The sequence below is a fragment of the Psychrobacter sp. HD31 genome (assembly GCF_051097895.1).
In the GTDB taxonomy this organism is placed as follows: Bacteria; Pseudomonadota; Gammaproteobacteria; order Pseudomonadales; family Moraxellaceae; genus Psychrobacter.
Genome location: NZ_CP142525.1, coordinates 884,843 through 899,509, shown reverse-complemented (window position 1 = coordinate 899,509; position 14,667 = coordinate 884,843). Strand labels below are relative to the sequence as shown.

The following is a 14,667-nucleotide window of genomic DNA, read 5'->3' as shown; positions in this document are numbered from 1 at the left end:
TTATGTAGAGAAAAAAATGAGCAAACAATCAAACAAAACAGCGGTTATTTTGCTTAACTTAGGCACACCAGATGAGCCAACCGCATCCGCCGTGCGTCGTTATTTACGTCAATTTTTATCAGACACTCGGGTCATAGAAATCCCCATGTTTATTTGGAAGATTATTTTAAACCTGTTTGTATTGCCAATTCGCTCAAAACGAGTGGCACTTGCCTATAAAGAAATTTGGGGTGTAGGCGGAGATACGAATGAAAAAGCAGACTCGCCCATCCGCCATTTGATAAACAAACAGGCCAGCTTGTTACAGCAACGCATTGATGCAAGAGTTGGCGAGGGGCAAGTGGTGGTTACCCGAGCCATGACTTATGGCAACCCCAGCATCACACACACCTTTGATCAGCTGCAAGCAGAAGGCGTAGAGCAGTTTATTATTTTGCCATTGTTTCCGCAATATTCTTCGACTTCTACTGGAGCGGCTTATGATGCGATTAGCCAGTGGACAAAGTCACGCCGTAACTTGCCAGGCATCACCATTATTAAAGATTACTATAACCACCCAGCATACATCCGTGCGTTGGCAGAAAGCGTACGAGCCTTTCAGGCAGAGCATGGTAAACCACAAAAACTTTTGATGAGTTTTCATGGCATCCCACAACCTTATGCGGATAAAGGCGACCCGTATGCCGACCGATGCCGACAAACGGCAAAACTGCTGGCAGATAGGCTAGGGTTGCACGATGAAGAATGGCAATGTAGTTTTCAATCTCGATTTGGTGCGCAAGAGTGGGTAAAACCTTATACAGATGTCACGTTAGAAGAATGGGGTAAAGCAGGAGTGGACTCTGTTCAGGTCATTAGCCCTGCGTTTTCTGCCGACTGTTTGGAAACGCTAGAAGAGCTTGCTGTAGAAAACCGTGATAACTTTTTAAATGCAGGTGGCAAACATTATGATTATATCCCTGCCTTAAATGTTGATGCTGCACATATTGATTTAATGGCAGCGATAACCTTGCCGCTTATTGATGCGTGGGGCAAAATTGATATATCAGTATAAAACTGAGTAAGCTTATACAAATACTACCATTGAATTGACTAAGTGAGCGGTTGTTACAATAATCTGCAAGTTTCTCAGATAACGGTATCACATAGAGGGTATAGACTAAGCTTTAGTTTGGTTTATACCGTACATCCGCTATGTTGCATTTAAATAAATCTGCTTTAAGCTGAGTGATTGCAGCCAACTATACCGACTATCTATACCTACAACACCTATTACTAGGTAAATACGACGATGCAAATTGATTTTGACAGCCTTAAAAGCCGTTATAAATTGCGGATAAGCCAAGCTGGTTTGCTTATGTCAATGCTTGGCTTTTTTGCCTTAACCGCTTGCTCACCGGCGCAGTTAGAAATGATTAATGACGTTGTAGAAGTTTCTGTAATGAATGACGGGCAAACAAAAACCGAGGCTGGTTTTACACGGGTTGTAAACTCAAACAAAATACCTAGTGCTACTAAAACCATAAATTGTAGTGGTATTAAAAAAGGGCAAACAATTACTGTAAGTGGGCATACCAAACTTTCTGCCCAATGTGACCTAACGGGCAAGTCGGTTAAATTTTTGTTAGATACCAGCAATACCTCGCTTGATTGCCAAGGCGCTAAGCTAAGCCAAAATAGCAAAGACACTAATAATGCCAGTGCCATCACCATACGCCCAAAAACCAATAAGGCGATTAGTAACATCACGGTTGCCAATTGTCATGTGCAAGGGTATGGGCATGCTTTACATATCCGCCAGCATACCAACCCCAATAGTCGATATTTAAAAGGGGTGACAAGCACAAGAGATAATAAAGTTTTTGCCCCTTACGATATCAACATTATTAATGTTAGCTCAAATGGCTCAAAAAATAGTGGCATTTTTGTGGGTGACCATAGCCACAATGTGCATTTTAGCAAGCTGTTAGTCAGGGCATCGGGCACGGTAGGGCTTTATTTTGAGTTTGGCACACAACACAATCGTGTGGAAGACTCGGTATTTGTTGATAACGGCTTTCGTATTTTTAAACCCAATCGTGAGGCAATTGCGATTGACTCCTCTGCAGGCAACATTATTACCGGTAATCAATTTATCCATAATGGGGCAGGAGGGATTTTGTTGTACCGCAACTGTTTTGAGCATGCCAATGACAAAACACGCAGCAACCATTTTAAGCGTACGCAATCTAGCAAAAACAATATTATCAAAAACAATTTATTTTTAGATGAACCAGTGGGCGTATGGGTTGCAGCACGCCAATCACGCAACCTAAAAGGGTTTGGCTGTGGGGCATATGTGATTAGTGACTCTGCCACCACAAGTTATCATCACGACAGTGCTAAGGATAATCAAATTATAAACAACCGTTTTGTTAATGCTGATAAAAGCGTGGTGGTAGAAGATGATGGCACCTTAATTAAAGATAATGATTTTAGCAAAGCCATGGGGCATCCGATTTCGATTGGCTCAAAAATAAGAGAGCAAACCGAGCGTGGCGCTGTTAAAAATACAAAGATTATCGGTAATGTTTTTTCTGCCAGCAAACCAATCAGTGAGCAAATATCCATAACCAAAGCGAGCCAACCATTAACTCAGGTTATACATTAGTTTGGTAAGCGTTAATGTGCGTTTGCTATTTTTTTAAATAAAAAAGCCTCAAAATTAAATGAGGCTTTTGTTTTTTGATAATAACTTTTGATGATAGCCGTTATGCTATTAACAAGCGGTGCGACTCACTAATATTACCTTGGCTATTTAACACCCACCATTTTATTAATACTACGCACTAAAAACTCTGGGCTAACCTGAGCAACACTGTTAAGCAACTTAGCTGGCATACCAACCGCATAGTGTGGCTTGTTGACTCTATTATTGGGTTTGCTTACCAGCTTGTTAATGGTGTTTGCCACATCTTCTGGTTTTAGGTTAATGCCTAAGCGTTTAATGCTGGTTACTTCAACCCCTTTGGTCAGGTTACTATTAACCCACAATGGCATCACATCTACCACTTTAATACCCAGTGCAGCATATTCTATATTTAATGCTTCAGTTAAACCACGTACAAAAAACTTGCTTGCAGAGTAGGGTGCAATTTCTGACTGCCCATAAATGGCAGAAGCAGATGACAGATTAATAATTTTACTGTATTTATCGCCTTTTAAACGTTGGGCAGCTTTATGGCAACCAATGAGCACGCCATTACAATTAATATCTACCAGTTTTAGCTGTTGTTCTAGCTCTGTTTTGGGTAGTTCGCCAGATACCAAAATGCCAGCGTTATTAATGAGCACATCAATACCACCAAGGTGCTCTACGGTGTGTTCTAATGCGCTATCCCAATCTTCTGGGCTAGTCACATCTAAATGCCCTTGTACAATACGTTTGGCTTTATGCGCTTTTTTAAAAACTTTATCGGTTAACGCACTGCCTAAAGTGTCTGTATCTATATCAAACAGTGCTAAACTATGCCCTTGTTTAGCAAGTTTTTTTGCCGTCGCCAGCCCAATACCACGGCTAGCGCCGGTAATCATAATAGTAAGCTTGGTCATTTCAATATCCTTTTAAATGAGTAACATAAACTAAAGTTAATATACATTTTTATTATAAAAAAATCGTTTATAGTTTACCTTACTTTTTTATGTGTACCGAGTTCATAAAAGTTAAATCCCTATAAATACAATGGGTTAAGAGTTAATGCAATACAAAAAAACACATGACTTTTGCCGTTTTTTGCTATAAAATCCGATGCTGAGTTTACTAAATTTTTAATTCAAAACTATCTATAAATAAATTATTTGAGGAAACAATCATGAGTTTAATGTCAGAGTTTAAAGACTTTGCTGCAAATGGTAGTGTTATCGACTTAGCTGTTGGTATGATTATTGGTGCTGCGTTTGGCACAATTACAACGTCATTGGTAGAAGACATCATCATGCCGCTTGTATCTGCTGTGATGGGCGGTGATTTAGATTTTGCTAACATGTTTACTGTGTTGGGTGACGTACCAGAAGGCACAGCCATGACTTATGAAGCACTTAAAGAAGCCGGTGTGCCAATGCTTGCTTATGGTAACTTTATTACTGTACTTATCAATTTTGTTATTTTAGCGTTTATCATCTTTATGATGGTACGTTCAATGAACAAAATGCGTGCCGCTGATGAAGAAGCACCAGCAGAGCCAAGTGAAGAAGTGGTACTACTGCGTGAAATTAGCGAAAAACTTAGCAAGTAATTGATACAATTACAGCGTATAATTTGCTATATAGAGCAAAAGCCCTTATCTTTAGGATGAGGGCTTTTGCTTTTTATCTTTTTTAATCAACTTTAATCGGTATTGTACCGACTCAAAATTACCCTCCTCAACTGCATACACATATAAGCGAGTTTAACCTAAATGCCTAACCAAACAACAAGCAACCCTCAAAACAACGATGTTGATCAATCAGCAAATACAACAAAGTTTGCTGATTATCAGTTACCTGAGCCTTTATTAGCAGCACTGGATGACATGGGTTTTAATAGCCCAACACAAGTACAAGAGCAAACCTTAAACCAAGCGTTAGCAGGCAAGGATTTGATGGTATCTGCCCAAACGGGTAGTGGTAAAACCATTGCCTTTTTGTTGCCGTGTTTGGCAAATGTTATCAACACCTTACCACCAGAGCATAGCCGCCATAAAAAATCACGTCCGCAAGTTTTGGTAATTTGCCCAACAAGGGAGCTTGTGCAACAGGTGTTTCAAGATGCCGTTAATTTAATTAAAAAAACACAAGGCGTTCGTATTGCCAGCGTTGTTGGTGGGATGTCTTACCCAAAACAAATTGCTGGGCTTAAAGGGGCACAGGTGGTGATTGCCACCCCTGGGCGTTTGCTAGATTTACAAAGCAAAAACAACATCTCGCTCGACTATGTTACCCACCTAGTGCTGGACGAAGCCGACAGAATGCTTGACCTCGGCTTTAGTGAAGCCCTTGCCAAAATTGCTCAGTTTTCGGCAAATAGAGAGCAAACCCTGCTGTTTTCTGCCACATTTGCAGACGAGATTGTGCGCCTTGGTAGCAAATTAATGAACAACCCTGAGCGCATTGAGCTGGCTAACACGCAAGACAAACATGCCGACATCACACAGTCACTTTATTGGGCAGATGATGAAATGCATAAGCAATCCTTGCTGATGCATTGGTTACGCAATGAGCCGATAGAGCAAGCGGTAGTATTTGCCCCAACCAAGGTAGAAACCGAACGCTTGGCGTTTGATTTACGCAAAAAGGGCTATGATGTTGTTGATTTGCACGGTGGCATGCAACAGCATTTGCGTATGAAGCAACTTAAAAAACTGCGTAGTGGTAAGGTTAAAATTTTAGTTGCCACCGATGTTGCCGCACGTGGGCTGGATGTGCCAACCATCAGCCATGTGTTTAACTATGGCGTACCCATGAAAAACGAAGACTATGTGCATCGCATTGGGCGCACAGGGCGTGCAGGCAAGCAAGGCAAGGCAATTACGGTTGCCACCCATGTCGAGCGTAGCCGTTTAATTGAGTTGCAACACTTTTTAGAGCAAACCTTTGAGGTGCATGAAGTTAATGGTATGGAGCCAAAACCTTATATTGCCAAGCGTGAACGCAATAGCCGAGGTGGTAAAGCAGGCGGTAGAAATGGTAAACCAAGAGGTAATGGCAAAAATGGACGAAACCGTGGCTTTGATTATGACCCAACCAAAGCAAAAAGAAGAAAAGGCAAGCGTTTTGGGGCAGAGCGTGCAGACAAGTTTGGTGAAGGCGTTGGCGAGGGTAAGCAGCATAAAAAAGTACCTAAACCAAACTTAAAGCGTACTAACCGTAATGCCAAACCAATGGGCAAGCCAGTTAAGCGTACTGGTGTGAAAGAAGAGGTTTTTGGTAAAACCAGTAAAATGGTTAAGGGCTTTAAAAAGGGTAAGCCAAAACATTAATTTTAACATTGTGTTTTGATGTTATTTTTAGGTGTTATTTAGTTTTTAAAAGTCGTTATTTTGTAGCGAAAACCTGCTTTTCGCTATTATCTACCTGTTTTTGTGGGGCAGTGGCACGGTTTGGCGTGTCGCTTGCTCACCGCGTCGCCCCGCCAAAACCTAGCCTTTGCAACCCACCAAATCAGGCAGTATAACCGCTGCAATCAGGGCTATGTCAGCATCTGGTTTTTTCTTAACTAAGTGTTTTTTTACTGACTAGAATTTTGTCGTGTTAAGCTCGTACCTTGTTAACACGACCTAAGTTGGCGCTTGATAATTGGGTAAAAATTTCTTTTGGTTAGTTTTAAATAAAACTCTACATGTTTGCTGGTTTGTATGGGCGTGGTAAGTTACAGTATGATGCACATAACTTCTCATTTTATAAACGTATAGAACCAACATAGATGAACAATGATAGATTGGAAAAAATGAATAAGTATCGTCGTTTTTTTTATACAGAATTTAATATTGATTTAGACAGAGTAGGTAATACACTCTATCCATTAAAGTCTGAATCTGGCATCACGATTGAATCTTTTGGCGATGAATCTAGAATTTATAAAATTGATTCTGGTAAGCATATATCTATCAGTACATATCATCCAGACTTTTTTGATTTACAGGTTTTATTTGATCAATACCGCAACAAATCAAAAAAATTACTGTCAGTAAATCTAGATTCATATCCAACAAAGGGCTGGTATCGAGAAACTAAAAACTTTGAAGAGGCAGTAGCAATTCTCTTGAATCCTTTAGAGACGTATCAAGATTTTGTTGGACGTATCAATGAGATTCGAGAAGTTTTTAAGGAAGTTGTAATTAACCAAGAGTCTATCACTGGTAAAATTGAAGATTGGTTTTATGGTGATTTTCAAACACGAAATGATTGTGAAAGTATAAAAAAAATAAGTGAAACAGAGTGGCAAGTTTTATTTTGGGAGCGTGGCACTGCTAAAGTAGAGATTACAATGTTTGATAAAAAACATGTATATGAATATATAATCAATAAATACCTGCATTTAATTTGATTTATTGAAAAGGAACCGTAGGCTGGGCATCTTGCCCAGTACAACTAACCTAAACCACCACAACAGCCCCCGCAAAAACAGATGCCAAAATAGCCCTGATAGAATAATATTGAACAAAAGTAAAGGCACATAGCATAACAATGTTGGAGGCGTTTGCTATATTGAAAAAGGTCTTTATTCATCTGACTGGGGTAATGATGGTATATTAACTATAATGGATTTAGAATACGATTAGGTATTGTTGGTTAGGCAATGATATTGCTGGGCTATAAGCCTAAGAAAGTTAGTATAGTGCCAGTGAAATAGGAGCTGATTATGGATTTTTTTCATGTGTGTTTTTTGTTATCGCAAGCTTGTTTGGGTGAGATAAATGATAACTTCAAGAGAATTTATTTTTCTATGAATGGTAAACAAATATCCCTGTATTTTATCCTAAATGATAAAAGTCATGAAGATGAAGAAGTTATAAGAGATGAAATAATGTTTGAGTTCTCATTATTAATTGATAATTTTTTAGAAGCAAGTTCAATACAAAATGATTATAACATCAATAGCAAGATATTTTCTACTTCTCAAGTAGAATTCTTCCGTACTTGCCCTGACAAACATGATGTTTTTATAGAATTCTATAGGAGAAGTGCTTAGGGTACGTTCCACGCACTGAAAGATGACACGATGTTGATTTTATTATGTTTATAAATACATGATATTAATAATAAAAATCTTTATTTAATTTGGCTTTTTTGTATAAAATGGTGCGTGAAACGCACCCTACTTGGGTCTACATAACCCCGACCAAGTGGTGGGTGGCTATTATGCGGATAATGTAACCAATATTGGTAGAGCGGATGTGAATAATTCCATTGGTGCTAGCAAGCGTAGGCTGGGCATTTTGCCCAGCTATTTTGTAAGGGGTTTATAACTTTACGAATATTTCAATCCGTTATTTTTCTAAAGTTTGTTTGTATTGATTTTTTAGTTTTATAATCTTCTGGGCTAAAAGCCCAGCCTACTGGTACTGTAACTAAATCGGGTCATAAAATAACCTATAAAGAATATGACATTCAAAATGTAAGAGATGGTTTAGGTGCAGGTACAGACAGAATCGTTGTCGGTAGTGACGGCAGAATGTATTATACAGGTACTCATTATGACTCATTTGGAAGAATAAAATGATTGTCTTTGAAAATAAAGAAAGCTGGAATCAATTTGGTCAAAAACGGTCTGAGAACTCAGATAATATAATTATTAACCTGAAACAATGTAAGCTAGAAGATGATTTTTTAATAGCTATTGGCAATAATCTTAGAGCCAGTTATAGTACGGACATTCAAATAGGAAAAAACCTAGACGCTTTACATGATATTGTTTCTGATTGGTTTATAGAACAATGGAATAATTGGAAAGATGTATATATTGTAGGCTGGTTAGAGTTTGTTAATAAGTATCCAGTTTTTTCTCAAAAAGTTTTATTAGTATTAAATGATTCATACTTAACCAGCCTTACAGCACAGATGTGTGAAGTTGTGCAATGGCAAACAATGAATTTAAAAGAAGCTAATTTTTTTGATGCTATGTATGAGTCGCCACCTAATATTTATCTAATTATGAATTAGTAAGGAATATAAGGCTGGGCATCTTGCCCAGCTATTTTGTAGGGGATGTATAACTTTACGAATATTTCAATCCGTTATTTTTCTAAAGTTTGTTTGTATTGATTTTTTAGTTTTATAATCTGCTGGGCTATAAGCCCAGCCTATTGGTACTTAACTATTCTAATGATGGTTTGTTATATATCACAAACTATCATTACAAATCAGCAACAGCTATAGGAACTTGGAAGTAATTATGAATATTGTACTAGATGGAAAAAAAATCTTAACTGAACAGGGTTTTCACGATAAAATTGCAAAAGTATTTGATATACAAAAATATTATGGAAAAAATCTGGATGCTTTATGGGACACATTAAGTGCTAATGTTGAAAGACCTGTTCACATCACTTGGATAAACGCAGATGTGTCAAGAAAAAACATAGATACTTTTGATGATATAATTAAAGTGTTCAAAAAAACTAAAAAACAAGATGAACAATTCAATTGGGTAGATAAATTTACTTATGAGATTATTCCATGATGTCTAAGCGAGCGTAGATACCATTATCAAAATCAAGCCAGAGAACGTAGGCTGGGCATCTTGCCCAGCAAATTGTTATGTTCAAATAAAAACGATATTATGAACAAAGCCTATAAACATAAAATCAAACGATAAATCAGCGCATGCGAACCTAAATATGAGACAAAACCAAAGGTGGATGTTACTTTATTACCATAAACCTGTATGATAGAAAATCACAACTACTTACCAAACATATAGAACAATTTCGCAAAGCTTATAAAAAAAATTAACACAGTGCGTAGGGTGCGTTCCACGCACTGAAAGATGACACGATATTGATTTTATTATGTTTATAGATACATGATATTAATCATAAAAATCTTTATTTAATTTGGTTTGGTTGTATAAAATGGTGCGTGGAACGCACCCTACTACTTGCTACGTAGATAACATTACCTTCAATTACTCATCACAATATTTAAAAAACTCAGGATTAAAAGTTACCGTATTTGCTGCTAAATCTTCACTTTTAGTAATTCTTTCTCCCTGATTATAATAAGTAAATAAAGGTGTATTTGGAGGATAAATGAAACCTGATAATTCAGAAATAATTCCTGTATTTTTGCCTTGTAAAAACTCCACATTTACTCGTAACCTCCAATAGTCTTTATAACCTTCATAGACCCTGTTAACTCTAAACTTAGTGCCCACATCAATTGTATCTGTTTTTTTATGGGTTCGTATTCGTTCATCAGCAACTGACGTAGGAGTAATAAAATATTTTTGGTATATATGAACTTTATGACCATGCCATAAAATTAATGGCTTAATATTTTCAATACAACGGTTATCTTGATTAGACACATGGGTCTTATCTGAGCCTAAATCAGACCACAATTGCATATAACCAGTAATACCACAACCTGTCAAACTTAAAGCCAGCATGGTTATTAATGCTTTTTTCATAGTAAACTCTCTAACGTAATATGATATAAGACCAGCCTACGCTTGCTTGTTTTATAATCTATTAACATTTTAAATAAATGTTTATTTAGATACGTAAGTGTTATATTTATTTGATTTGAAATGGTTCAGCTTATTAGTTGTAAATATCAATGAGCCTCATCCCAATTTTCACCTTTATCTACTTCCACCAACAAAGGCACAGCAAAATCAACCTGCCAGCCTAAGTCTGTCGCTGTATTTGTCAATACATTTTGCATGGCAGTTTGAATCAGTGTACCAATTTCATCAGCCTTATCTTCATCGACCTCAAACACCAGCTCATCATGCACCTGTAATAGCATCTTGGCATGGTCATCAAAGCCATTATCCGTTAAAGCCTTATCCACCGCAATCATCGCCAGCTTGATAATATCTGCTGCACTGCCTTGTAGTGGGGCATTAATCGCCGCACGCTCAGCCCCTTGCTTGACCATACGATTACTGCTTTGGATATCTGGCGTATACAGCTTACGCCCTAAAATGGTTTCTACATAACCATAATCATAGGCACTGGCACGGGTGTTGCTCATGTAGTCTTTGACCTTAGGATAACGGGCAAAGTACAGATTAATATAGTCCTGAGCCTCAGTGCGAGACAACCCAAGCTGTTTGGCAAGTCCAAACTGGCTCATGCCATACAGCAAACCAAAGTTAATTGCCTTGGCATTGCGTCGTTCTTCTTTGCTCACCTCGTTGATGTCCTTACCCAACACTTCGGCGGCGGTGGCTTTATGAATGTCCAAGCCTTGGTTAAAGGCGGCAATCAAGTTTTCATCACCTGAGAAATGAGCCATCAGCCTAAGTTCTATTTGTGAGTAGTCCGCCGCCATGATGATGCGTTTGGCAGTGCATTGTGTAGGCTGTTTGCTTGGCTCTGGTGCGATAAAAGCTTGACGTATTAGGCGACCTGTTGCCGTGCGGATGGGGATGTTTTGTAAGTTTGGGTCAGTAGACGACAAACGCCCTGTACTGGTCAACGCTTGATGGTAGCTGGTATGTACACGGTCGGTTGTGCCATCGGCAACTTTGGCAAGAGCATCGGTATAGGTGCTTTTTAACTTAGATAAACTGCGGTATTCCAGTACAATTTCGACAAGTGGGTGGTCAATCTTAGCAAGGACTGACTCTGAAGTAGAGTATTGCCCTGATTTGGTCTTTTTACCGCCTGCAATGCCCATTTTTTCAAATAAAATCACCCCAAGTTGTTTTGGTGAGCTTAAGTTAAATGTCTCACCAACGATGTCATACGCCTGTTGTTCAAGGGCATTGATTTCGTGGTCAAATCGCTCAGACAACTCAGCCAAAAACGCCCGATTAATTAAAATGCCGTTGGCTTCCATTTTGGTTAGGATTTGAGCGGTAGGGATTTCTAATTGTGTAAGCAGGCGGGTATTATTGTTATCCTGTCTTAACTGTTGGCTAAACAGCTCATGCAACTGTAAGGTAATGTCGGCATCTTCACAGGCATAATCACTGGCAATGTCGATTGCCACTTTGTCAAAGGTGACTTGTTTCGCGCCTTTGCCTGCTATGTCTTCATATTTGATGGTATCTTTGTTTAGGTAATGTTTGGCAAGTGCGTCCATACCGTGGCGAGTCGCAGCAGCGTTGAGCACGTAGGAGGCGAGCATGGTATCAGACTGCCAGCCGTTTAGCTCAATGTCATAGTTACTTAACACGTGCGAGTCGTATTTAAAGTGTTGTCCTACTTTACCGATGTTTGGATTTTCTAAAATCGGTTTAAGCCTTGCAAGCACAGCCTCACGGTCGAGTTGTTTGGCAATTAATGGGTCTGTTTGTTCTTCTAGTGCTAGGGTTGCCTCTTCGCCTTTTTTGGTAAGTCCATGAGCCAGTGGAATGTAATAGGCTTCGTTGGTTTCTAGTGCCACTGACACGCCAACGATTTCCGCTTCACGCCAGTTTAGGCTGGTGGTTTCGGTATCAAAGGCAAAATACGGGGCAGACGCAAGACGTGCTACCAAAGTATCAAATGCAGGCCGCTCAAGAACCGTGTGCCATGCGTTTGGTGTGTCTTTATCTTCATTCGTCACCGTTGCTGTTTGCTCTGTAGAAGAGGTAGGGAATCCATTAGCTTGAGCATTAGCAGGGTGGTTTGGGTGATTTAGCGAGTCCAAGTCTTTTCTAAACTCAAGCTCGGTATATAACGCACGCAACTCGTCAATATGTGCGGTTGGGTCGGTATTGATTCTTAACGCTTCCCAATTGGTGCCGATGTTCATATTGGTGACAATGGTCGCCATCTGTTTATCCGTGACGGTATTATCAGCAAATTCTACAAGGTTTTTACCCACCACACCTTTTATGTTGGGTGCATTGGTAAGGATATTATCCAGTGAGCCATATTCTTTTAGCAGTTTAACCGCTGTTTTTTTACCGACTTTTGGCACACCTTTGATACCGTCTGAGGCATCGCCCATCAGGGTTAGATAATCAATGATTTGCTCTGGAGCAACCTCAAACTTTTCATGCACGCCTTGCACATCAGTAACCACGCCTTTAAAGCTGTCTTCTAGCACCACGGCACCATTGACCAGCTGTGCCATGTCTTTGTCCCCTGTAGAGATAACCACATGATGACCTTGCTCAACTGCACGGTGGGCAAGCGTCCCTATAATGTCATCTGCTTCAGCCCCTTCGATACGCAACATGGGAATGCCCAATGCCTCAACCAGCTTATGAATATAAGGCAGTTGTTGTACTAACTCCTCATCCATCGGCGGGCGGTCACCTTTATATAGCTCAGATATCACATGGCGAAAGGTAGGCGACTTTGTATCAAACGCCACTGCCATGTGTGTAGGGTGATAGCGACGCATCAGCTTATGTAAGGCATTGAGCGTGCCCTTGATGGCATTGGTGTGCAACCCCTTGCTGGTGGTCATCTCTGGTAGGGCATGATAAGTACGGAATAAATAGTAAGAACCATCAACAAGGATAAACGGTGGGTCATTTCTATCCACATGGTTGGTATCCATCAAGGCGACGTTTGGCATGGTATCAAAGTCGGGCAGGATGGTTGGGTCGATAGCGGTATGAGTTTGGGTAGGAGTGGGATTGCTCATAATTTTGTCTTGAAAAGTCGTCTTTTGAAAAATATTTTAAAAATAGATTGGTTAATTATTATAACGATTAATGGTTAAGTTTTGGGTAGAGTTTTACTGATTATTTATTATTTACTGATTATCTATTAAAAGATAAACCCCACTATAAAGCAGGGTTTAGGTGTATAGCAACAATAAAATTTAGCTTAAAGCGAGTAGTTAAAACTGTACCGCTTCTACACGGCGGTTTTTGGCTTTGTTTTCGGCATTGTCATTAGCTACTATAGGTTTGGTATCACCAAAACCAACGGCTTTTAAGCGATTTGCATCAATACCTTTGTCTATTAACGTTGCCATGACGGTTTCGGCACGTTGCTGAGATAAGGTTTTGTTCATCTGGCTATCACCAGTGTTATCGGTATGCCCTTCAATACTAAGTTTTAGCTCTGGGTTGTCCGTTAACAGAGCAAATAACTGCTCAACATCATCCATACTGTCTTTACGAACCGTTGCCTTTGCTGTGTCAAAGTTGATGTTTAATACCAATTTTTGGGTGTCATCAAGCGTGGCTTTAGGGGCTTCTGACTCGCTTGGTTGTGTGCTGTTGGTGGCATCTTGTTGTGCAACATCATCTGTTACTTTAGCTGTCGTGGCATCTGCTTGGTTGGCATCAGCCTTAGCTGGGTTATTGACGGACAAAATGCCAATTTCACCATGGCTATCATCACTCATTACTTGGTAAATACGTTTACCATCAGCATGGTTAACGGCAAATTGGCGTACAGTGCGCTCGGCAAAATCACCAGCCATATAGCTTTGGATATCCATGCCATCTAGACTATTAACTTGTTCACTTACTTCTGTTGGTACAACGTTGTTAAACAATTCAACCGCACCAATTTTATTCATGTAGTCGCCCACATTTTTGTCAAAAGCGGCTTTATCAAAGGTCGTGCCATCTTGTTTCATGACAACGTCTAAATAGTCTAACTTACCAGTTTCGGTAACAATTTGTTTGCCATCAAATAGGTTAAGTTTGGTTGTCTCCCAAACTTTGCTAACGGTTTGACCCGCGTCTGCACCTTCTGGTAATTTGATTTTCATACCTTCTGGTAAGCCAAAATCCATGATGTCACCAATATTGGCAGCACTGGTGTTAATGCCGTTCCAGTCAAAACCGCCCATGGCTAAAGCACCAACACCTGCTAACGCACCTGCTTTTGCTTTATCTAGGTTATCGCTATTAGAGTTTGGTTTGTTGGCAGCCATATTATCTTTTGCATGCTTTTTGTCTAATGGGCAAGATGAGTTGCCATCGGCATTGGTTGGTGCTTGGCAGTCACCACAAGCGGTAAGTGTGGTAAGGCTGCTGGCAACGAGTAGGGGTAACAGTAACTTTTTCATGATAGTCATCCTATT

At 39.6% G+C, this 14,667-nt stretch carries 14 protein-coding genes; 10 read left to right on the top strand and 4 right to left on the bottom strand.

Annotated features, from left to right (window positions below; translation table 11 throughout):
• The first annotated feature begins 16 nt into the window (after positions 1-16).
• Positions 17-1,054, top strand: a complete 1,038-nt coding sequence (gene hemH, locus VH441_RS03855) for a ferrochelatase (protein WP_434354163.1) — start codon at positions 17-19, stop codon at positions 1,052-1,054.
• 237 nt (positions 1,055-1,291) lie between these two features.
• On the top strand, positions 1,292-2,650 hold the full coding sequence (locus VH441_RS03850) for a right-handed parallel beta-helix repeat-containing protein (protein WP_434354162.1): 1,359 nt from the start codon (positions 1,292-1,294) through the stop codon (positions 2,648-2,650).
• Positions 2,651-2,793: 143 nt separating this feature from the next.
• Here VH441_RS03850 and VH441_RS03845 read toward each other — a convergent pair whose 3' ends face one another.
• Positions 2,794-3,591, bottom strand: a complete 798-nt coding sequence (locus tag VH441_RS03845) for an SDR family oxidoreductase (protein WP_434354161.1) — start codon at positions 3,589-3,591, stop codon at positions 2,794-2,796.
• A 260-nt stretch (positions 3,592-3,851) separates the two neighbouring features.
• On the opposite strand from VH441_RS03845, the gene mscL reads away from it, so the two are divergent.
• From mscL to VH441_RS03805, 8 genes are all read left to right on the top strand, one after another.
• Entirely contained in the window at positions 3,852-4,274 is a 423-nt protein-coding gene (mscL, locus tag VH441_RS03840; RefSeq protein WP_434354160.1) for a large conductance mechanosensitive channel protein MscL, read from the top strand.
• 162 nt (positions 4,275-4,436) lie between these two features.
• A complete protein-coding gene (locus VH441_RS03835; protein ID WP_434354159.1) occupies positions 4,437-5,996 on the top strand; it encodes a DEAD/DEAH box helicase in 1,560 nt (519 codons plus the stop codon).
• A 443-nt stretch (positions 5,997-6,439) separates the two neighbouring features.
• The gene (locus VH441_RS03830; protein WP_434354158.1) at positions 6,440-7,063 is read left to right on the top strand and encodes a hypothetical protein; all 624 of its coding nucleotides are present in this window, start codon (positions 6,440-6,442) and stop codon (positions 7,061-7,063) included.
• A gap of 315 nt (positions 7,064-7,378) precedes the next feature.
• On the top strand, positions 7,379-7,708 hold the full coding sequence (locus VH441_RS03825) for a hypothetical protein (protein ID WP_434354157.1): 330 nt from the start codon (positions 7,379-7,381) through the stop codon (positions 7,706-7,708).
• A gap of 154 nt (positions 7,709-7,862) precedes the next feature.
• Positions 7,863-7,985, top strand: a complete 123-nt coding sequence (locus VH441_RS03820; RefSeq protein ID WP_434354354.1) for a hypothetical protein — start codon at positions 7,863-7,865, stop codon at positions 7,983-7,985.
• Between the two features lie 119 nt (positions 7,986-8,104).
• Complete coding sequence (locus VH441_RS03815; RefSeq protein ID WP_434354353.1) at positions 8,105-8,239, top strand: ribonuclease domain-containing protein; 135 nt, start codon at positions 8,105-8,107, stop codon at positions 8,237-8,239.
• Positions 8,236-8,679, top strand: coding sequence for a hypothetical protein (locus tag VH441_RS03810; RefSeq protein ID WP_434354156.1), 444 nt, complete (start codon positions 8,236-8,238; stop codon positions 8,677-8,679). The genes VH441_RS03815 and VH441_RS03810 overlap by 4 nt, the downstream gene beginning before the upstream one ends.
• A gap of 232 nt (positions 8,680-8,911) precedes the next feature.
• Complete coding sequence (locus tag VH441_RS03805) at positions 8,912-9,199, top strand: barstar family protein (protein WP_434354155.1); 288 nt, start codon at positions 8,912-8,914, stop codon at positions 9,197-9,199.
• Positions 9,200-9,643: 444 nt separating this feature from the next.
• Here VH441_RS03805 and VH441_RS03800 read toward each other — a convergent pair whose 3' ends face one another.
• The 3 genes from VH441_RS03800 to VH441_RS03790 form a co-directional block, all read right to left on the bottom strand.
• Complete coding sequence (locus VH441_RS03800) at positions 9,644-10,147, bottom strand: hypothetical protein (protein WP_434354154.1); 504 nt, start codon at positions 10,145-10,147, stop codon at positions 9,644-9,646.
• 146 nt (positions 10,148-10,293) lie between these two features.
• Complete coding sequence (gene polA, locus VH441_RS03795; RefSeq protein ID WP_434354153.1) at positions 10,294-13,269, bottom strand: DNA polymerase I; 2,976 nt, start codon at positions 13,267-13,269, stop codon at positions 10,294-10,296.
• A gap of 198 nt (positions 13,270-13,467) precedes the next feature.
• Positions 13,468-14,652, bottom strand: a complete 1,185-nt coding sequence (locus tag VH441_RS03790) for an OmpA family protein (protein WP_434354152.1) — start codon at positions 14,650-14,652, stop codon at positions 13,468-13,470.
• Positions 14,653-14,667 lie beyond the last annotated feature (15 nt).